The 18,980-nt window shown below is 43.5% G+C and carries 19 protein-coding genes, 3 pseudogenes and 2 other annotated features (1 of these 24 only partly in view); of the genes and pseudogenes, 4 read left to right on the forward strand and 18 right to left on the reverse strand.

The features are described 5' to 3' along the window. Window positions 1-8: 8 nt before the first annotated feature. Window positions 9-899, reverse strand: coding sequence for a polyprenyl synthetase family protein (locus GFC30_RS14690; RefSeq protein ID WP_066327985.1), 891 nt, complete (start codon window positions 897-899; stop codon window positions 9-11). A gap of 410 nt (window positions 900-1,309) precedes the next feature. On the opposite strand from GFC30_RS14690, the pseudogene GFC30_RS16720 reads away from it, so the two are divergent. Then, window positions 1,310-1,702, forward strand: a pseudogene (locus GFC30_RS16720) (transposase); the annotation flags it as partial. A 70-nt stretch (window positions 1,703-1,772) separates the two neighbouring features. On the opposite strand, the gene GFC30_RS14700 reads toward GFC30_RS16720, so the two are convergent. The 7 genes from GFC30_RS14700 to GFC30_RS14725 all read right to left on the reverse strand — a co-directional run bounded on the left by GFC30_RS14700 (window position 1,773) and on the right by GFC30_RS14725 (window position 6,249). Beyond that, window positions 1,773-2,120: a DUF4260 domain-containing protein gene (locus GFC30_RS14700; RefSeq protein WP_012574240.1), complete on the reverse strand. Its 348-nt coding sequence runs from the start codon at window positions 2,118-2,120 to the stop codon at window positions 1,773-1,775. 61 nt (window positions 2,121-2,181) lie between these two features. Next, complete coding sequence (locus GFC30_RS17100) at window positions 2,182-2,331, reverse strand: hypothetical protein (protein WP_158512141.1); 150 nt, start codon at window positions 2,329-2,331, stop codon at window positions 2,182-2,184. Between the two features lie 21 nt (window positions 2,332-2,352). Beyond that, window positions 2,353-3,057, reverse strand: coding sequence for an IS630 family transposase (locus GFC30_RS16725; RefSeq protein WP_148660441.1), 705 nt, complete (start codon window positions 3,055-3,057; stop codon window positions 2,353-2,355). Then, entirely contained in the window at window positions 2,954-3,412 is a 459-nt protein-coding gene (locus GFC30_RS17880) for a helix-turn-helix domain-containing protein (RefSeq protein WP_458294216.1), read from the reverse strand. The genes GFC30_RS16725 and GFC30_RS17880 overlap by 104 nt, the downstream gene beginning before the upstream one ends. Window positions 3,413-3,870: 458 nt before the next feature. Then, window positions 3,871-4,245, reverse strand: a complete 375-nt coding sequence (locus GFC30_RS14715) for a DUF2750 domain-containing protein (protein WP_066327990.1) — start codon at window positions 4,243-4,245, stop codon at window positions 3,871-3,873. A 4-nt stretch (window positions 4,246-4,249) separates the two neighbouring features. Next, entirely contained in the window at window positions 4,250-5,590 is a 1,341-nt protein-coding gene (locus GFC30_RS17565; RefSeq protein WP_238583586.1) for a polymorphic toxin type 8 domain-containing protein, read from the reverse strand. A 206-nt stretch (window positions 5,591-5,796) separates the two neighbouring features. Beyond that, complete coding sequence (locus GFC30_RS14725; RefSeq protein ID WP_066327548.1) at window positions 5,797-6,249, reverse strand: hypothetical protein; 453 nt, start codon at window positions 6,247-6,249, stop codon at window positions 5,797-5,799. A 139-nt stretch (window positions 6,250-6,388) separates the two neighbouring features. Between GFC30_RS14725 and GFC30_RS14730 the strand changes: the two genes are divergently transcribed. Continuing rightward, window positions 6,389-7,759 (forward strand): IS1380 family transposase, encoded by a 1,371-nt coding sequence (locus GFC30_RS14730; RefSeq protein ID WP_066323190.1) that lies wholly within the window; start codon window positions 6,389-6,391, stop codon window positions 7,757-7,759. 1,064 nt (window positions 7,760-8,823) lie between these two features. On the opposite strand, the pseudogene GFC30_RS14735 reads toward GFC30_RS14730, so the two are convergent. Next, window positions 8,824-8,982: pseudogene (locus GFC30_RS14735) on the reverse strand (ISL3 family transposase); the annotation flags it as partial. 413 nt (window positions 8,983-9,395) lie between these two features. Next, window positions 9,396-10,244, reverse strand: a complete 849-nt coding sequence (locus GFC30_RS14745; protein ID WP_066327992.1) for a hypothetical protein — start codon at window positions 10,242-10,244, stop codon at window positions 9,396-9,398. A 432-nt stretch (window positions 10,245-10,676) separates the two neighbouring features. Here GFC30_RS14745 and GFC30_RS16990 point away from each other — a divergent pair. Then, window positions 10,677-10,920, forward strand: a pseudogene (locus GFC30_RS16990) (IS110 family transposase); the annotation flags it as partial. A 261-nt stretch (window positions 10,921-11,181) separates the two neighbouring features. Here GFC30_RS16990 and pheT read toward each other — a convergent pair. The 3 genes from pheT to GFC30_RS14760 all read right to left on the reverse strand — a co-directional run bounded on the left by pheT (window position 11,182) and on the right by GFC30_RS14760 (window position 15,749). Then, on the reverse strand, window positions 11,182-13,596 hold the full coding sequence (gene pheT, locus GFC30_RS14750) for a phenylalanine--tRNA ligase subunit beta (RefSeq protein WP_066327554.1): 2,415 nt from the start codon (window positions 13,594-13,596) through the stop codon (window positions 11,182-11,184). Window positions 13,597-13,611: 15 nt separating this feature from the next. Next, window positions 13,612-14,646: a phenylalanine--tRNA ligase subunit alpha gene (gene pheS / locus GFC30_RS14755; RefSeq protein WP_066327555.1), complete on the reverse strand. Its 1,035-nt coding sequence runs from the start codon at window positions 14,644-14,646 to the stop codon at window positions 13,612-13,614. Between the two features lie 46 nt (window positions 14,647-14,692). Next, window positions 14,693-14,929 (reverse strand) — a binding site (T-box leader). A gap of 70 nt (window positions 14,930-14,999) precedes the next feature. Beyond that, a complete protein-coding gene (locus tag GFC30_RS14760; protein ID WP_066327556.1) occupies window positions 15,000-15,749 on the reverse strand; it encodes a TrmH family RNA methyltransferase in 750 nt (249 codons plus the stop codon). 94 nt (window positions 15,750-15,843) lie between these two features. On the opposite strand from GFC30_RS14760, the gene sspI reads away from it, so the two are divergent. After that, window positions 15,844-16,053: a small acid-soluble spore protein SspI gene (gene sspI / locus GFC30_RS14765; protein ID WP_066327558.1), complete on the forward strand. Its 210-nt coding sequence runs from the start codon at window positions 15,844-15,846 to the stop codon at window positions 16,051-16,053. A gap of 35 nt (window positions 16,054-16,088) precedes the next feature. Here the strand turns inward: sspI and GFC30_RS14770 are convergent, their stop codons facing one another. From GFC30_RS14770 to infC, 5 genes are all read right to left on the reverse strand, one after another. Continuing rightward, the gene (locus tag GFC30_RS14770; protein ID WP_066327560.1) at window positions 16,089-17,174 is read right to left on the reverse strand and encodes a M42 family metallopeptidase; all 1,086 of its coding nucleotides are present in this window, start codon (window positions 17,172-17,174) and stop codon (window positions 16,089-16,091) included. A 66-nt stretch (window positions 17,175-17,240) separates the two neighbouring features. Then, on the reverse strand, window positions 17,241-17,729 hold the full coding sequence (locus GFC30_RS14775) for a dUTP diphosphatase (RefSeq protein ID WP_066327562.1): 489 nt from the start codon (window positions 17,727-17,729) through the stop codon (window positions 17,241-17,243). Window positions 17,730-17,784: 55 nt separating this feature from the next. After that, on the reverse strand, window positions 17,785-18,144 hold the full coding sequence (gene rplT, locus GFC30_RS14780) for a 50S ribosomal protein L20 (protein WP_066327564.1): 360 nt from the start codon (window positions 18,142-18,144) through the stop codon (window positions 17,785-17,787). 25 nt (window positions 18,145-18,169) lie between these two features. Beyond that, complete coding sequence (gene rpmI, locus GFC30_RS14785) at window positions 18,170-18,370, reverse strand: 50S ribosomal protein L35 (protein ID WP_066327566.1); 201 nt, start codon at window positions 18,368-18,370, stop codon at window positions 18,170-18,172. A 22-nt stretch (window positions 18,371-18,392) separates the two neighbouring features. Further along, window positions 18,393-18,959 (reverse strand): translation initiation factor IF-3, encoded by a 567-nt coding sequence (gene infC, locus GFC30_RS14790; protein WP_238583588.1) that lies wholly within the window; start codon window positions 18,957-18,959, stop codon window positions 18,393-18,395. Window positions 18,960-18,963: 4 nt separating this feature from the next. Beyond that, window positions 18,964-18,980: a sequence feature (ribosomal protein L20 leader region), on the reverse strand (it continues 110 nt past the right edge of the window).

Raw genomic sequence — 18,980 nt, forward strand, 5'->3', positions numbered from 1 at the left:
CAACATTCTCAAACCAATGTTTTCAGCGCAGATTTATACGCATCATCTACATCTAGTTTTTCGATTTCTTGCAACGCTTTTTCCTTGTAAATTTGGCTCATCACTTTTGCGTAATAAATCGCTCCTTCCTGTTCCATTTGCTGAAGCGCTTTTTCTTTTTGGATATACATCCGATCGTAGTCTATATCGTTGTTGACATACTGCTTCCATAAGTCATCGTGCTTGCTTTCGAGCATATACAAAATCGGAAGCGACTTTTTCTTTGTTTGAATATCAGTTTTTTTATCCCAGTTGTATAGCGCATCAAAATCATTGTCGATTTGTGCCGCGATCCCGATGTAGAAAGCATACGTTTCAATTGCTGCGATGTCCTCTTTTCCTGCTAGCAATGCTCCGATGACACAAGCCATCGCAACAAGAGAGCCTGATTTTTTCTCCACCATTTTTAAATAATCTGCTTCTGTTTGTACGTCACACGCCACATCAGTCTGTTGTCCGTGTACACTTTGCAACAAGCAAGACGTAACATATGACAGTGCCTTTAATTTTTTATTACTAGAAATCGGTACGTTCGCAATCGCTTGCTGACCAAGCAGCAAGAACCCGATAGCAATATGAAGAGGAATAGCTGTATCCTCTAAACGATCTTGATCGACTAAATCATCAAGTAAATCGCCAGCAAGCACGATCAATTCAATAGCCGCTGCGATATATGTTGAGTGATCTCCTTGTGTCGAAAACAAGTCATAATGCAAATAAGCCAACCGTCCAAACAACAAATCGCTCTCTTTCACATGTTGCTCGATTGCCATCAACATGTGCGCTTTCAGTTGCGGTTCCGACATCAATTGTTCCACGATTTCCTTCATTTGCTTCGCTATTTTTTCTTTTTCACTCATCCTATCGCACCTTACACAAATATTTACAAATAGGGAATATTCGACAAAATCAAAAAAATTCCTTCCTGACAAATAAAAAGACTTGTCGAAAATTGCGACAAGTCTGGTAAATGCATATCTTAAAAAAATCGCCGTATTCATCTTTCCGATCACGGAATAAAACATTCCGACGTATACGACAATTGTTTCCACATAACATTTTATACCCGCCCCGTTTTTATCTAGTGCCACAGGTAAAATAATAGCCCACATCATTTTTGCTTTGCACATCTTCACTAATTCAGATCCACTTCAAATTAGAGTATTAATTGGAACCATGTCACTTCTACATTAAGGAAAGGAATACAGCAAAACTCCCAGCACATATAGCATCACCCTTAAAGACTTTTGATCCGTATAATTAAACAATAAATGCCGTCGTGCTGCTCGCTTGGAAAGCCGATCAACCGATGACACCTGAACATCTTCATTGCGTCTTGAGCACCGATCGGGAGTTAAGCGACGAAGACATCTTGCGCTACTATGCCGAGCGTTGGTCAATCGAATGTTTCTTTCGTTAAGCAAAAGGTCAGCTGAAGCTTGATGGGTACCGTGTTCGCGAGCGACGGGCGGTGAAACGCTACTGGATCTTGGTGCAGCTTGCTTACGTGTACAGCATGTTCGAGTCGAACAGCGATTTTTCTGATGGGCTCGATCTCCTGCGCAAGAGAAAAGGACATAGCCTCGTGGAGGTTCATTTACAGCGCAGCGAAACAAAATATTCCCCCATTGATGCCGTGAAAAAACAGCTCCACGTGGCATAAGGGGTACCCTGTTTGTTTCTTTTTAAATAGTAATTATTGTTATAAAAAATACTCAACTACAGTAGTTTATTTAAACACGATTTAAATGCGTGTCTTTAAAATGTGTTGGATACTTTAATCCATAACCAATCATCCTATCCATTCCGATATGGGCAGACCATATTAAACCTATCTCTAAAACAACTTCGTTTGATAACAATACTCCTAAGATAACAACTCCAATTGGTAAACTATATGTATGAAATAAATTATAAAGCACTGCACCAACCTTATTATTGAATAAATAACCTATCATTGATATATCTGGAGCTAATAACAAAACGAAAAACAAAAGCCAACTAAATTGATTATAAGAGTAAAAATAAAGACTTAACAATAGGATAGCTACCCCTTCTAGGTGTAAAAGAATTTTATTCATAATATCCTCCCTTCAGGCGTGTTGATTAACCAATAAAAACCAGTTGACGCTGCTCTATTTTCTAGCTTTTCGCAAAGCCTGCCCCTCCTGCGGTGGTAAGCCCTGTCCCATGAGCCACTCCTACAGCGGCAACCGCAGTAGCAGGTGCTCCAATGACTGCTCCTACTCCTGTGGCGTTAAGTACTACGCCACCTGTACTATATACATCCAAATTGACATTTTAACCTCTGGTTCACGCAGCACACCCGATGCGACGCAACACTTCATCTGGGTGCTGCAACACATATTGTTCAAAACGAGTAATAGACTGGGCGATGTCGTTTTGATCTTTATGCAAGACGTTGGCAATGACCTCATCTTTCAGCCACTTCCATAACCGCTCCATCGGATTCAAATGAGGCGAATACGGTGGCAGAAAAATAAAGTGAACGGCAGCGCCTTCTTCACCATCGAGGAATGCTTGCACCATGTTGGCATGATGAATCCGTACATTGTCCAACACAAGCACGAGGAATCGATCCGGATATTTCTCTTTCAACAGGCGCAAAACGTCTAGGAACGTCTCAGCGTTGGCGGATGATGCGCGATGAAACACGACATCGCCTTGTTGAACGTCTACCGCACCAAAAATGGACACGTGAGCGTGGTGACCGTAGCTTGGCACTTGTTTTTGATTGCCCACTTCTGCCCATGTCGTACGAAGCGCTTGATAGGCGCGAACATGCGTCTCATCGACATGAAGCAGAACCATCTGCCCAGTGATTCGTTTTTTTATAAACTCGAGTTCTTTTTCAAAGGCAGCTTGAAGCGTTGGATCCCCTTTGACGAGCTTATCAGTCGGACGGGTCCACGACAAGCGAATACGATGTAACCATTTGCGAATCCCTTCGCGTGACATGGAAACGCCATATGTTTGTTGGATGTAAGATTGCAACATGCGTGTGTTTCATGAGGAAGAAATGCCCCCACCGACATCCACAGGGGTGATGGTTAAGACGAGTTGTCTGATTTCTTGTTGTTGTTCTTCCGTAAGAAACGGCATGCGACCAGGTGGCAAGCGGCGATCGAGTAAATGATCGAGCCCCCCCTTCATTAAACCGTGCGACGTAGAGGGCAACCGATTGACGGCATAGATGAACCATTTTGGCGACATCTTTTCCGAGATACCCTTCCATGACGAGACGAACGGCGGTAACTCGAGCACGAAGCAAAGCATCTTTGATTTTCCGTTCTTGTTTCCGAAGTGTTTGAGGCGTCCAGCCGTGATCATTTGTCATTTTAAGACGTTTCATATCATTTCCGCTCTTTTTGTATAGGAATACTTAGGAGCAGTATAACTATGGAAAAAGGTGTTCATACAGAAGTCATCATTTTAAAGTGCATGTATATAATGGCAACGGAATTTGATTAATAATTAAGGTAACAACTCCTTTGTTTTGGGTGTGTCGTTACCTCAATCGTACCAAAAACAGGAGGGGTGGCAAGCTTTTTTATCGAGAACAGCATAAAATCAATAAAAATTAAGGGTACGGTTTTAAAACTTTTGACAGTACCAGAGATCTGTAGAGGTTCGGCTTATAGCAAATTTACAAGGAGTAAGGGGAGTGATAGGCTTTTTAAGCATAACCGCTCCTTGATATCGCTGTTTTTTGGACTTTTTAACCACACCCAAAAGATCTCCATGTCAAGTTGTAATTCTCTGCAATTTTCGAGTTTGAAGGCCATATGGTCAGTCAAGATTGTTGAAATATCAGTACTTTTCTAATTCAGTCTCCAAGTCTCTAAGTAGAGTATCTACTTCTAATACAGCTGAATCATTATTATTCCAAAATATAGATAATTTATAGCCATCCTTTTTTATGCCAGGCAACCAGTCATTAATAAATTCATCTAGATCAATGCTTTTCGGTGTATAATCGGACCATTCCTCAATAGAACAAAGCTCCGCAAATTCTTTTTTTGGCCAAAACGGCATTAACATTTTCCCTGTATCGTCTTGAGATATTGCCCAACCATCATGATATAGCCCCCAAACCTCTTCGAAGTCAACAACTTTCTTGATAAAGTACTCATATCTTTTATTAGCAGGTAGTTTTATAACAGCTTCAAGTTCCTTGTTAATCATCCTATCACTCTCCATTATTTTTCTTCTTTTTTCCATAACCATCATGCTTATGCTGAGTTCTATGATTCTTAATCATTTGTAAGTCGCTGTGCTCATACCCATATCCATTTCTTGCTTCATAGCCCCTTCTATGGGCAAGTTCATACCCCTGGGGTACTCTTATATTTTTCCTCTTTCCTGCTGCTATTTCATTCATATCACGTTTAATTTCGCCACGCAATGCTGATGAAACTTTATTATCATTTGCTATCTCTTTAAGTCTTGCTTGCTTTCCTGACCTACCAGAGTTTTTGACGACAAGTTGGTTAACATTCTCCGTTCTCGTACTTTTCCTGCCAGAAACCCCATCACTTCGACTCATTTGCTGATACAATTCTTTTGCACTCTTCGCAAAGCCCGTTCCTCCTGCGGTGGTAAGCCCTGTCCCATGAGCCACTCCTACAGCGGCAACCGCAGTAGCAGGTGCTCCAATGACTGCTCCTACTCCTGTGGCGTTAAGTACTACGCCACCTGTACTAATGGCAATAGAACTTGTCGTTTCCATGACGCCTGCGATTGTTGCCACTGCATGTCCGAACGCTTGCCCTGCTTTGTATGCCGTCGGATGTTTACTGTAATCTGAGCGCTTTTGTACAACGTTTAACGTCATATCCGATAACGCTGCATCCCCTGCTCCTGTGACAAACTCTTTTGTACTTTCCATCGGATGTTTCTTAAAACTATGCCGTGATTGTTCTGTACGTTTCGCTACGGATAGAACGGTTTTTTCGGCATGTTGTCCTGTGTTCATTATACTACGAGCAGCTTGTTTAACGGCAAGTCCTGCTTTCTTTTCTAGTTGGTGAACACCGTGTTCAAGCGTTTTTTCTGTATCTTTCAACGTTTGTTTAACAGAACGAACAGATTCAGATGTAGCTTTTTTTACATCATGAACGATATGTTTCGTCACTCGTTCGGCTTTCTTTTCCGCCTCATGAAACGCTTTTTGCGCTTTCTGACTAATATGTACCGTGTCTTTGATCGCCTGTTTCGTTACTTGTTCCACTTTCTTTTCCGCATGATTAACCGTTTGATGTATCGCTTTCTCTGCTTTTTTTACATCATTAGCGATGTGTTTGCTTGTTTTTTCTATTTTTTTCTCCGCTTGTTGAAAAGCTTCTTTTGCTTTTTGGCTAATTTGAATCGTATCTTTTACGATTTGTTTGGTGAAGGATTCCGCTTTCTTCTCTGCTTGTTGAATCGTCTTTTCTACCTTTTTGAAGTCGTTGGCAACATGTTTTGTCGTCTGTTCGATCTTTTTACTGACTGAATGCCCCCATTTGCTTAATGAACCCCAAAAAGACATACGATTTGCTCCTCCAATCGTAACATAATGGAAATAGTCTTACATTTGATGAATTTACCATACAAAAAGTTCATGGGGGGGACAACGAAATTTTTTCGACAAATTTTGTACTTTTCGACAGATTTTATGGTAAAATATTTGTTTGATCGTCATTACTAAAGTTTCACCATTTATTCTTTGTATAATTAGAATTTTTGTATCACTTACTATCCGATAGAACGATTAGCATTGCAATAAAACTCTATAATTGTTGAAATCGTATATGTCGCACCATTATAGGAATATTTTCCTGACACTGTAATGACATATGTGCGACCACCATCAATTAATTCCGCATTATATCCTGTCTGTGTCCACGTTCCACTGCCAGACGCTTTTGAGGAGATCGATTTAACTCCCGAAAAAAGTTGTCTTTTATGAACATCACTATACTGAGTTTCAAAAGTTCCTGTCACATACAAAGTCTGAATCGTTTGTCCAACTTGGATCGTTGTCGTTTTCGTCTTTGATGCAATCGATTGAGGCGTAATCGTCCCTGATTCTTTTGAGGAATTAATCTCCTTTTGATTGTAATTTGCCAATGAATCTTTTCCTATGCCAAATAAAATTCCTCCAACAAGCATTACCGCTACTGCTACACTGAACAATTGACGAATCATTTTGAAAATTCCTCCTTTCGTTTTGATAGTTTAATTATACTTCCTGAATCCGTGGCAAAACATCTTTACAATGGTCGCAAACCGTTGGTACGATAAGGGAAAACGACGTTTATGACTCTTCATCAAGTAGGTGAATTTCATGAAAGATTTTCCGATTCGGTTTGTATGGACAGATGAAGCGATCACCCCAAGTGCTGGGCTTGCCCTCGTTGGCTACTTGCTTCATCAAACGAAACTCGACAAACGGTTAAACGTCCTTCGGCTTCCGCAGGTGCGCCGAGATGTTCACATCTCTCATGGTGATGTCATTCGCTCGATGATCGGTTTGCTTGCCACAGGAAAAACGGATTTCGATCATATCGAAGCGTATCGTCATGATGATCTATTTGCGACATCGCTGGGCATCGAACACGTGCCTTCCTCTCCGACTTTACGGCAGCGACTGGATCAGCTCGCCTGTCTTCCGATGACAGACACGATTCTTTGGGAGGAATCGATGCGCCTATTGAGGCGACGACAAGCGACCTTGTCCCCTTGTTGGACAAAACAAAAGACGACATGGGTTCCCCTGGATTTAGATGGCTCCCCGTTTGACAACTCCGACACGAAAAAGGAAGGAGTCAGTCGGACGTATAAAGGATTTGACGGCTTTACGCCATTGTTTGCGTATGCAGGAAAAGAAGGATATATCGTCCACGCGGAGCTGCGCCCAGGAAAACAACACGTACAAGATGGAATGCCGTCGTTTTTAACCACTGCCATCCATCGGGCACGTGCGCTCACCTCATCTCGTCTGCTTGTTCGCATGGATGCAGGAAACGATGCAGAAGCGAATGTGCGCGTGTGCCTCGAAGAAGGCGTGGATTTTGTCATCAAACGGAACTTGCGCCGAGAATCGAAAGCCCTTTGGTTTCCAATCGCTTCGCAAAAAGGCAAGCGCACGGACGACTCCACGGAAGGGGTGCAAACATACGAGCTATGCCTTCCGCAAACGATGACGATCGATGGAAACACGCATACGTACTTCCAAGTCACCCAAGTGACCGAACGGACGATGGAACGAAATGGACAGTTGCTTTTCGTTCCTGATTACGAAGTCGAAAGCTATTGGGTGCGCTTAGAAGGGTATGACCACATGCATATGCAAGATATACTCGCGTTGTACCACGACCATGCGACATGCGAGCAGTTTCATAGCGAACTCAAGAGCGATCTCGATTTAGAGCGACTTCCGTCTGGGAAGATGAAAACGAATGCGCTCGTTTTGGTCATCGGGGCATTGGTTTACAATCTTCTTCGTCTGATCGGGCAAGACATATTAAGCGATCCACGCCATCCGTTACATCACAAAGTGAGACGCCGCCGCATCAAGACGATCATTCAGACAGTGATCACGATGGCAGGTCGACTCGTACGCCGATCGCGACAGATATGGATGAAGTTGACGCGAAGGAGTGGCTATAGCGAGCCGCTTCTGAACGTTTACATGAAATGGAGAGAAGGAAGGTAACGAACAATCGTTCGATTCTTTATATCCATCTCGACTCCCTGTCCTTTTTTGTTTTTTCTTTTTGGTTTACATCCCCAAAAAAGAGATTTGTTTCATTTCTGAGAATAAAGATGACGTGGGTAACAAACATAAAAAGGGGTTGATGGATGATATACCCACTAAAACATCATCGAAATCAAAGTCGATTTCAATTCATCACGGATTCAGGTGTTTTTTCTTTTTGGTTTACATCCCCAAAAAAGAGATTTGTTTCATTTCTGAGAATAAAGATGACGTGGGTAACAAACATAAAAAGGGGTTGATGGATGATATACCCACTAAAACATCATCGAAATCAAAGTCGATTTCAATTCATCACGGATTCAGGATACTTCACTTTTTTCCATTCTTCACCGCCAACTTGTGCCGGAACCCCGCCATTTTTTGACGGTTCGCCCGCCAATTTTGGCGGACTAGACAAAAACGCCCTTATACATTCGATGAGGACGTTAACAATTAAGCCCCTATCCAATGCCCGTGCATCAGATGGGGGGAGTTTTACCCGCGCAATGTGGCGCCAAATTGTTGTTCGACCGCTTTGATGACTTGTTCGTGAACGTTTGTTACTTCTTCATCTGTTAATGTGGGCGCTAGATATCGAAAATGTCCTAGGAGGAATAGAGAATCGTTTGAAGAGATTTCTCGTTTAGAAGTCTTTGCAACGATTCGCTAACCGATTTTCCCTGTTTTTGCAGAGTAGGAATGACGCTGGGAACGGCACAAAAACCAGTTTGAGTTTGCAAAAAAATGACCATTTTGTTCCGAAATAAAGTGCTAATTTACATCACGAATGTTGATTATCCACTATTTTACTAAAAAACACAGAATCATATAGCTGAACACAAGCTTTTCTGCCTCTTTCCTCGAACAAGAAACGCCGGCGGGCAAATGTCATTTGCCCGCAAAGCGTTCATTGTTCGAGGAGGGCATGCTAATACTCCCAGTCGGCAAAGTGCCGACAACGGCAGAAAAGCTAGGAATAAAGCGATGTCAACTGGTTTTTATTGGTTAATCAACACGCCTGTTTTGCGAGTCATTTTTGTCGTGCATTGCAAGCAGACAGGACATAACGGACATTGTTCGGGAAGAGAAAGTTCGAAAATCCAGTGTTCTCCTTCTTTTCGCACCTTTTGAATCAAAACATCTGGTAAATCGATGAGTTCTTTGATAAACTGAGAGTACATGCGAATTTTCCTCCAATGGTTTGGTTCGGTCACCTTTACCATACAGGAAAATTCGCATTTTTTGTACCCTCTATTTTCTCCGTGCACACCTACCTTAAACTATCAAGTACAACTTGTGGTGAAGAGCCGTTATAAATATTTATTCCCTTTTTTATACATGGAGGATAAATTATTAATGTGTTGCCAAATAACCGTACGCAAATACAAAAATAAATATAAAGGTTAGCAGAACACCTAATATTGTTTGATTGCGTGTATTTCCATTACTGTTTAATCTTTTAAAAAAAATCGTGAAATTTAAAAACCACAGAGAACCAATTATTGGTAGAGTAATTAGGTATAGAAACTCCATTTTATCCCCCTTTTCTCACTATATTTTAATAGTGTAACAAACGTAAGAGTTTTTAAATTTATTAATAAGTTAATGTTAGAGCGTAGGAAGCAGTATCTACAGAAGATGATGGAGTTATTGATAGTCCTGCTGGAAATACTGATACACTAGGTTGACCCACATATTTTGCGTGTCCGTATTCAATTTTAATATTGATTGTACCATTTCTTGATGTTGGTACATAGACATATTGTCCCATATATCCTTTGTGTAAAGAAAACTCTGTAGAGCTCCTTAAATCAAATTCACCAGCAACCCCAGCATTTGGTTCCCAGTCACTAGGTGTGTAATCAATTGCATAATCTACCCATGTTCCATTACCTTGTGGATCTTGACTATATCTATGTTGATGTTGTGTTATTGCCCCATCACTAGTTGGGAGGAAAAATCCTGCACTCGAAGGAAAACCGAAAGTCATTTTATCTACAAGTTCGTAAAAGGGAGATTTTAGCCATCGAAAATTACCGTAAATATAAAATTTATCGTAACCTGACCGATCGGAAGTCACTTTATAAACTGTACCCGCTAATGTCATCGTTGAGGATGAAATTGTACCCATCGTTATAAGAGTACCAGAAGTATTTTCCTCATTTTCTACGTTTCCTGCATTTTCTTCAAAAAAAAATGTTTCAGTTTTTGAATCTTGGATGACAGCTTTATCTTTAACTAGTTGCTTTGCGATTTCTAAAGGTAACATATCTATTTCTTCTTCAGTATGCCCTGTTACATCTTTTAAAAAACTTTTTTCTAGCTTTGTTAGTTTTTCAGTTTTTGAGCCATCATGTACTTGTTTTGCAGAACTAAAATCGTTGAAAGAAAATAATGAGAAAAGGAACACCAAACTCAACAACAAAGTTTTTATTTTTTTCAATTTTATTCCTCCTATTATAGTATGTTTAGAAAGATTTTTTAATCGAATTTCCAGTTGGATATGCTCCTTGACAATCGCATATTCTTGAATGACTTGCCCACGGGGGAGGGGTGCGCCTCTCACACGTGGGTCGCACCACATCAGGATTGGACTTTTCGCGATGTTCCTGGATAATGGTCTTAAGGATCATCAGGGACACTCTTCTCTCTCCTGTAGCTTTGACTACTTGTAAAGTCTGTCTCCCCGGCTCCTGTTCGGACGTCTAACCTGCAGGCTGTTCCCTTTGGTTTCCCATGCTGGAAGGAGCAGCTTCTAGGCAGCCCCTGTCCCAACGTGAGTTCTCATACACGAGGGTGACGGGTCAACAGGCGCGATCCGGGGGCATCCCGAAAAGTCCCCCCCCACGATCCTACCATGATTGGAGGTGATCTCATGAAACTCTACATCGGGATTGACGTGAGCTCAACCGACTTACACACATGCATTACGGATCAAGAAGGAAACACATGCGCGCAATTCAAGACAGACAACCATCTCCTTGGCGCTACCTTCCTTCGCGATCAAATCCTCCTGTGGGCAAACAAGCGCTAACCATCCGAAATTCTCATCGGGATGGAAGCCACTTCGGTCTACAAGTTGGCATCCGGCGATGTTTTTCCACCAACAGGAGAAAATGAATTTCCAATTTCGATGATTTTTCACCTTGACATATTACCGCAGGACTTTTTCATAATACATCCCCCTCCTCTCCCCTCAATTATATCCCTTCTCTCTTTCTTCTTCACCGCCAACATGGTGTCGAACCCCGCCATTTTTTTTGTCGGATACCGACACGAGATGGCGGATTTCAAAAAGAAAACGCCCTCACCGATCTGATGAGGACGTTCACAAGTAAAAACCCCCATCCAATGCTCGTGCATCAGATGGGGGTTTCGTTTTACCCGCGCAATGTGGCGCCGAATTGTTGTTCGACGGCTTTGATGACTTGTTCGTGAACGTTTGTTACTTCTTCGTCCGTCAATGTCCGCTCTGGGTCGTAGTAACGGAGCGAGAAGGCGATCGATTTTTTGCCTTCTGGAAGACGGTCTCCTTTGTAGACGTCGAAAATGGATACGTCTTTTAATAGTTCACCGCCTGCTGCGATAATCGCTTTTTGCAAATCACCTGCAATAATATGTTCATCGACAACAAGGGCGATGTCGCGCGTGATCGACGGGAAGCGAGGGATTGGCGAATAACGAATGTCTTCAACTTCCGCATGTAATAAATCTGTCAACGCTAATTCGAATACGTACGTTTCTTTTAAATCATACTCTTTTTGCACGACCGGATGAAGTTGGCCGATAAAGCCGATTGTCTTGTCATCTAATAAAATTTCTGCTGTTCGTCCTAGGTGAAGATGCTCGCGTTTTGCTTGCTTATATTCCATGCGGTTTTCTAAGCCAAGCATATGGAATAATCCATCAAGAATTCCTTTGACGACATAAAAATCGATCGCTTTTTTCTCGCCTTGCCATAAGTGCGCATGCCATACACCTGTCAAGACGCCGGCTAACCGCTCTTTTTCGTTTGGCAACTCGTGTTCATTCGTTGCTAAATATACCGAGCCGATTTCGTATAGCGCGACGTTTTCGACTTGGCGAGCGCGGTTGTAGCTTGCCGCTTCCAATAAGTGCGGCACTAAACTTTGCCGCAAGACGCTGCGTTCTTCACTCATTGGAAGAGCGAGACGGATCGGTTCCGCCGTTTCAAGCGCAAACATCGCCGCTTTTGCTTCATTTGTAAGCGAGTACGTAATCGCTTGGAACAGACCGACATCTTCTAAATAACGGCGCACGTGGCGGCGCTTTGCTTGATATGGCGTCAGCTTGCCTGGGTTTACTTCCCCGACTGGAAGCGTTGCTGGCAAATGATCGTATCCGTATAAACGCGCTACTTCTTCGATGATGTCTTCTTCGATAGCAATATCGCGACGGCGCGATGGAACGGTAATCGTAAACGTTCCGTGATCTTCTGTGAATGTAAATTGCAAGTTCGTTAAAATGCCTGCGACTTCTTCTTTCTTAATTGATGTGCCAAGCACGCGATTAATACGATCTAACGTAATCGTGACAACGACATCTTTTGGCTGCCACGTGTTCACTTCGACAACGCCACCAACGACTTCGCCGCCTGCGTATTCCGCCATCAATGCGGCTGCACGGTCAAGCGCTTCTTTCGTGCGCGCTGGGTCGATGCCTTTTTCAAACCGTGTGCTCGACTCGCTGCGCAATCCGTGGTCTTTGACCGCCTGGCGAATGACCGGGCTTGTAAAATAAGCCGATTCAATAAACACCGTTGTCGTATCGTCTTGCACTTCGGAGTTTGCTCCGCCCATGACACCGGCTAACGCCACTGGTACGCTGCCGTTCGTAATGACGAGATGGTTTTCTGTGATCGTGCGCTCTACATCATCAAGCGTCACAATCGTTTCGCTGGCTTTTGCGCGGCGGACGACAATTTCGTTTGAACCGAGGCGGTCGTAGTCAAACGCATGAAGCGGCTGGCCGTACTCAAGTAAAATATAGTTCGTAATATCAACGACGTTATTATGCGGTCGAATGCCGGCTGCCATTAAACGCGTTTGCATCCAAAGCGGCGATGGACCGATTTTGACGTTTTTTACAATACGTCCCGCGTATAACGGATTGTCTTCCGGAGCGTCAACGCGTACGGAAATGTAATCTTGAACACTTTCGCTGTTTTCGTGAAGTTCGATTGCCGGCAGCTTCACGCTCCTCCCTAAAATCGCCGCCACTTCATAAGCGACGCCAATCATGCTTAAACAATCAGCGCGGTTTGGCGTTAAGCCTAATTCTAATACTTCGTCGTCCAAATTAAGCAGTTCAAGCGCATCCACACCAACTGGCGCATCGCTTGGGAAGACGAAAATGCCGTCGGCGTATTGTTTTGGCACTAATTTCGATTCGATGCCAAGCTCTTGCAAAGAACAAATCATTCCGTTTGATTCTTCGCCGCGCAATTTCGCACGTTTAATTTTCAAATTGCCTGGCAAAACAGCCCCGACTTTGGCGACAGCGACCTTTTGTCCTTTTGCGACGTTTGGCGCCCCGCAAATAATTTGCACCGGCTCTCCTTCTCCGATATCGACTAAACATTTGCTTAGTTTATCGGCATTTGGATGTTGTTCACGCTCGATGACATGTCCAACGACAACCCCTTGTGCTCCTTTATTTAGCACTTCCACACTTTCTACTTCAATTCCGCTTTTCGTAATGCGGTCCGCCAACTCTTTTGCGGTTATGCCTGTTAAATCGACATATTCCTGTAGCCATTTATATGAAACGAACATCCATTAAACCTCCCTTTACACCCGATGGAATTGTTGCAAGAAACGAAGATCGTTTTGATAAAAATGACGAATATCGTCAATGCCGTATTTCAACATCGCAATACGCTCTGGACCCATGCCGAACGCAAACCCTGTATATTTTTTTGAGTCAAATCCAGCCATTTCTAACACGTTCGGATGCACCATACCAGCCCCTAAAATTTCAATCCATCCTGTTCCTTTACATACGCTACAGCCATGTCCACCGCAATTGAAGCACGATACATCAACTTCGACAGACGGCTCGGTAAATGGGAAAAAGCTTGGGCGGAAGCGAACGTCGCGGTCTTCGCCGAACATTTTGCGGGCAAACTCGCGCAACGTTCCTTTTAAGTCGCTCATGCGAACGTTTTCGTCGACGACAAGCCCTTCAATTTGCGTAAATTGATGCGAATGTGTCGCATCGTCGTTGTCGCGGCGATACACTTTTCCTGGGCAAATGATTTTCACCGGACCGCGTCCTTGATGTTTTTCCATCGTCCGCGCCTGCACCGGCGAGGTATGGGTACGCAATAAAATCTCTTCCGTAATATAAAACGAATCTTGCATGTCTCGCGCCGGATGGCCTTTTGGCAAATTGAGCGCTTCAAAGTTGTAGTAGTCTTGCTCGACTTCTGGTCCTTCGGCAATCGTATAGCCCATACCGATAAATAAATCTTCAATTTCTTCAATGACGCGCGTTAACGGATGATGGTTGCCGCGTCTCACTGGTCGTCCTGGAAGCGTGACGTCAATCGCTTCTTTCGCTAATTTTTTCTCCACTTCTTCTTGTTCAAGTTTTACTTGCTTCGCTTCTAACGCCGTTTGAATCGCTTCGCGTACTTCGTTCACAAGCGCTCCCATCACAGGACGCTCTTCAGGAGACAATGCTCCCATGCCGCGCAGCACTTCTGTAATTGGGCCTTTTTTGCCGAGATATGCGACGCGCACATCGTTTAACGTTTTTAAATCGGCTGCTTGCTCAATTTGAACGAGCGCTTCTTGTTGAAGCTGTTGTAACCGTTCTTTCACAAAAAACCCTCCTCTTATCTATAAAAATAAAAAACTCGCCCCTTGGATAAGGGACGAGTGCACTCGCGGTACCACCCTTGTTAGCTATGCGATAAGCACGGCTCACTTCCTTCTAATAACGGCTGTTCACCGGAACGCCTTTACATTTTGCACGCACAAAATGGTCCAAGCGTCAACTCCCGAGGTGAATTCACTTGCCTCGACCATAAAAACGCTCCCAGTCTATGGCGTTTTCTCCCTGGATGGCGAGCGGCAAGCTACTCTTCTCGATCATCGTTTTTTTCTTCATGAAATTCTTCATTTATTATAAGCAAATGTGCCATCAGGTGCAAGGTAATCATGCAAACATACGTTTATTTTTTCTGTAAATGATACAGTAAAATACCTGTCGCAATGGCGACGTTTAATGATTCCGCTTTTCCATAAATCGGAACGTATAAATTCGCTGTCGTCTGTTTTATCCATTGCTCACTCACTCCGCTTCCTTCGTTGCCAACAATTAATGCAAATGATGACGAAGGAGCAACCGAGCGATAGTCTACCCCATGTTGAAGTGATGTTCCATAAATCGGAATATGCCTATTTTGAAAGCGGGCAATCCATTGTCCAATATCTCCTTTTATCACAGGGAAATGAAACAACGAACCTTGTGTTGCACGAATCACTTTTGCGTTATATATATCGACGCTTCCTTCTCCGACGACAACAGCGTCTATTCCTGCCGCATCGGCAGTGCGAATAATCGTTCCTACATTCCCCGGATCTTGTACGGCGTCGATGAACAATGCTGTTTGTACATCAGCGACGTTCCACTGGAGGTGCCTGCATACTGCAACAATTCCTTGTGGTGTTTCCGTATCGCTCAGTTCGCCAATCACCGCTTCCGTGACAATCACCACCGGAATATGATCTACCTTCCAGCTTGTCGGAATCGTTTTCGTTTCTGCTACAATAAGGAGTTCAACGATATTGCTTTTTAAAGCTTCTTCGACTAAATGGAACCCTTCCACTAAAAATAGTTCCGTTTTCTCGCGTTCTTTTTTCGTGAGCAATTTTTTCCATTGCTTCACTTGCGGATTTTTCGTTGATTCAATGCGTTTCAATTCGTTTTCTTCCTTTCCACTTCTTTCTCTATACATAATAACCGAAAAGCGCGCCAAAAATAAACGTGTAATACATAAAGTGAGGTGAACAGACATGAATTTAAACTTGCGCCATGCGATTATGACGAATGTCGCCAATAATACGAAAGAGCAGTTAGAGGATACGATTGTCGATGCGATTGAGCGCGGCGAGGAAAAATATTTGCCAGGTCTTGGCGTGTTGTTTGAAGCGATTTGGAACCATTCCGATGAGCAACAAAAAGAAACAATGCTTTCGACGCTAGAACAAGCAGTAAAGCAATGAACAAAGGGGAAGTGACAACCACTTCCCCCGTTTTGTTAATCAAACGTAATTTCCTGCACCTTTTTCGCATCTAGCCGCTTGATCACTTCAACAAGCAACTTCACCGTATGTTCATAGTCGTCACGATGAAGCATCGCTGCATGGGAATGGATGTAGCGCGTCGGAATCGCAATCGTTAGCGCCGGAACACCGCTTGCCGTTAGATGAATCGCACCGGCGTCTGTGCCGCCACCCGGCATCGCATCAAAATGATACGGAATATGTAACTCTTCGGCAACATCGATGACAAATTCACGCAACCCTTTATGCGACACAAGCGTTGCATCGTATAAGACGATGTGCGGACCGGCACCGAGCTTGCCCATCGCTTCTTTTTCCGACACACCCGGCGTATCGCCGGCAATGCCGACATCAACGGCAAACGCAATGTCCGGCTGAATGACGTTCGCCGCTGTTTTCGCCCCGCGCAAGCCCACTTCTTCTTGAACGGTACCAACGCCATATACGACATTTGGATGGTCGACATCTTTTAGCTGTTTCAAGACGTCGATCGCAATCGCACAGCCGATACGGTTATCCCATGCTTTGGCGAGCAACATTTTTTCGTTGTTCATGACGGTAAACTCGAAATATGGAACGATCGAATCGCCTAGGCGCACGCCCGAAGCAAGCGCTTCCTCACGGCTTGATGCACCGATGTCAATGAACATATCTTTGATTTCGACGGGTTTCTTGCGCGCTTCCGGCGGTAAAATATGCGGCGGCTTCGAGCCGATGACACCGGTAATGTCGCCATTTTTCGTCATGATTGTCACACGCTGGGCAAGCATCACTTGTCCCCACCAGCCACCAAGTGGTTGAAAGCGAATAAACCCTTTTTCATCAATTTGCGTCACCATAAAGCCCACTTCATCCAAATGACCAGCAACCATAATTTTTGGACCGTTTTCGTTCCCGACCTTTTTCGCAATTAAGCTGCCAAGCCCGTCTGTCGTCACTTCATCGGCATAAGGAGTGATGTATTTTTTCATCACTTCCCGCGCTTCACGTTCATTGCCTGGTACGCCTTTAGCGTCCGTTAGTTCTTTTAACATTTGCAACGTCGGATCTAACTTTGCCATTTTCAAACCCCTTTCACCATCTCTTCCCCATTATACCGAAAACAATCGCCTATGTACAAAAATTGGTTAATAATTTTGCGTTTGCCGTTCATGATTTACTTCATTTTTTGCGATGTATGCTTGTTCAATTTGTTCCGGCGTAAATTGCAGCGCATGCCCAAGCGCTGCATACGAGCGCAACAACGCTTCGTACGTTTCTATGCTTAGTGCCTGTTCAAATAAGTGAATCGCTTGGAAAACGTTGAGAAACTGTTCAACAAGCGGTTTGCTTGCTTGGATGTCCGGCCACTCCACGCGCTCTTCCAACTGAAGATCTAACCCAAGCGATAAAATAAAATGCAGACCGTCTACATATTCTTCAAGAACGATTTCTTGCGGAGCAGGCGGTTTCGAGCTCCAAAATTTAAAGCAGCGCGTTTCGTTCGCGAGTTCTCCCACTTCGACTAAAAGCGCCAACAGTTTGCGCTCCACGAGATTTTGTCCTTTTAATCCGCGCTCTGTTTCAATTCGCTCATCTAGCTGCCGTTGCATTGTGTATAGACGTTGAATGTCCATGTACTCTCCCCCTTTAAAAAATGACCATTCTCTTAAGAGAATGGCCATTCATTGCTTATTTATTTAGGTTTTCTTTTGCGATGTTTGCGAGTTGTGTAAACGCTGCAGCATCGTTTACTGCTAAGTCTGCAAGCATTTTACGGTTCACTTCTACGCCCGCAAGCTTTAACCCATGCATTAAACGGCTGTAAGAAAGACCGTTCATGCGCGCTGCTGCGTTAATACGCGTAATCCAAAGTTTGCGGAAATCGCGTTTCCGTTGACGACGGTCGCGATATGCGTACATTAATGATTTCATTACTTGTTGGTTTGCGACTCTATATAAACGATGTTTAGAACCGAAATAACCTTTTGCAAGTTTAAGAATTTTTTTACGACGTCTGCGCGTTACTGTTCCGCCTTTTACACGTGGCATGTATATTCCCTCCTACGAATGATCATTATTTTACGTTGTCAAGCAATTGACGAATGCGTTTGAAGTCGCCAGAAGATACAAGCGTTGCTTTGCGAAGTTTGCGTTTTTGTTTCTGTGTTTTGTTAGCGAATAAATGGCTAGTAAATGCATGAGAACGTTTTAATTTCCCAGTGCCCGTCTTTTTAAAACGCTTTGCAGAGCCTTTATGTGTTTTCATTTTTGGCATAAGGTGTATCCTCCTCGTTCGATTATTTATCGTTTTTCGGCGCTAACACTAAAAACATGCTGCGGCCGTCCATTTTTGGTGCCGATTCCACGACACTAATATCAGCGCATGCTTCAGAAAAACGGTCTAATACACGTTGACCGATTTCTTTATGCGTAATTGCCCGTCCTTTAAAGCGAATCGTCGCTTTCACTTTATCCCCTTTTTCGAGGAATTTACGTGCGTTGCGGAGCTTCGTGTTAAAATCGTGCTCTTCAATCGTCGGGCTTAAGCGCACTTCTTTGACATTAATGACTTTTTGCTTTTTGCGCGCTTCTTTTTCTTTCTTTTGTTGCTCGAAGCGGAATTTGCCGTAGTCCATAATGCGACATACCGGTGGTTTCGCATTTGGCGCCACCATCACCAAATCAAGGTTCAGTCTTGCAGCAATTTCTAATGCCTCTTGTTTTGATTTAATGCCTAATTGTTCGCCATTTTGGTCAATTAAACGAACTTCACGTGCACGAATGCCTTCGTTAACGATAAAATCTTTGCTAATAACTAGCCACCTCCAAGGTTTTTTCCGAATCACTTGTTTGGTTTTTAGCACCCTTTCCAAATAAAAAACGTG

Origin of the sequence: Anoxybacillus amylolyticus (genome assembly GCF_001634285.1) — a bacterium.
In the GTDB taxonomy this organism is placed as follows: Bacteria; Bacillota; Bacilli; order Bacillales; family Anoxybacillaceae; genus Anoxybacteroides; species Anoxybacteroides amylolyticum.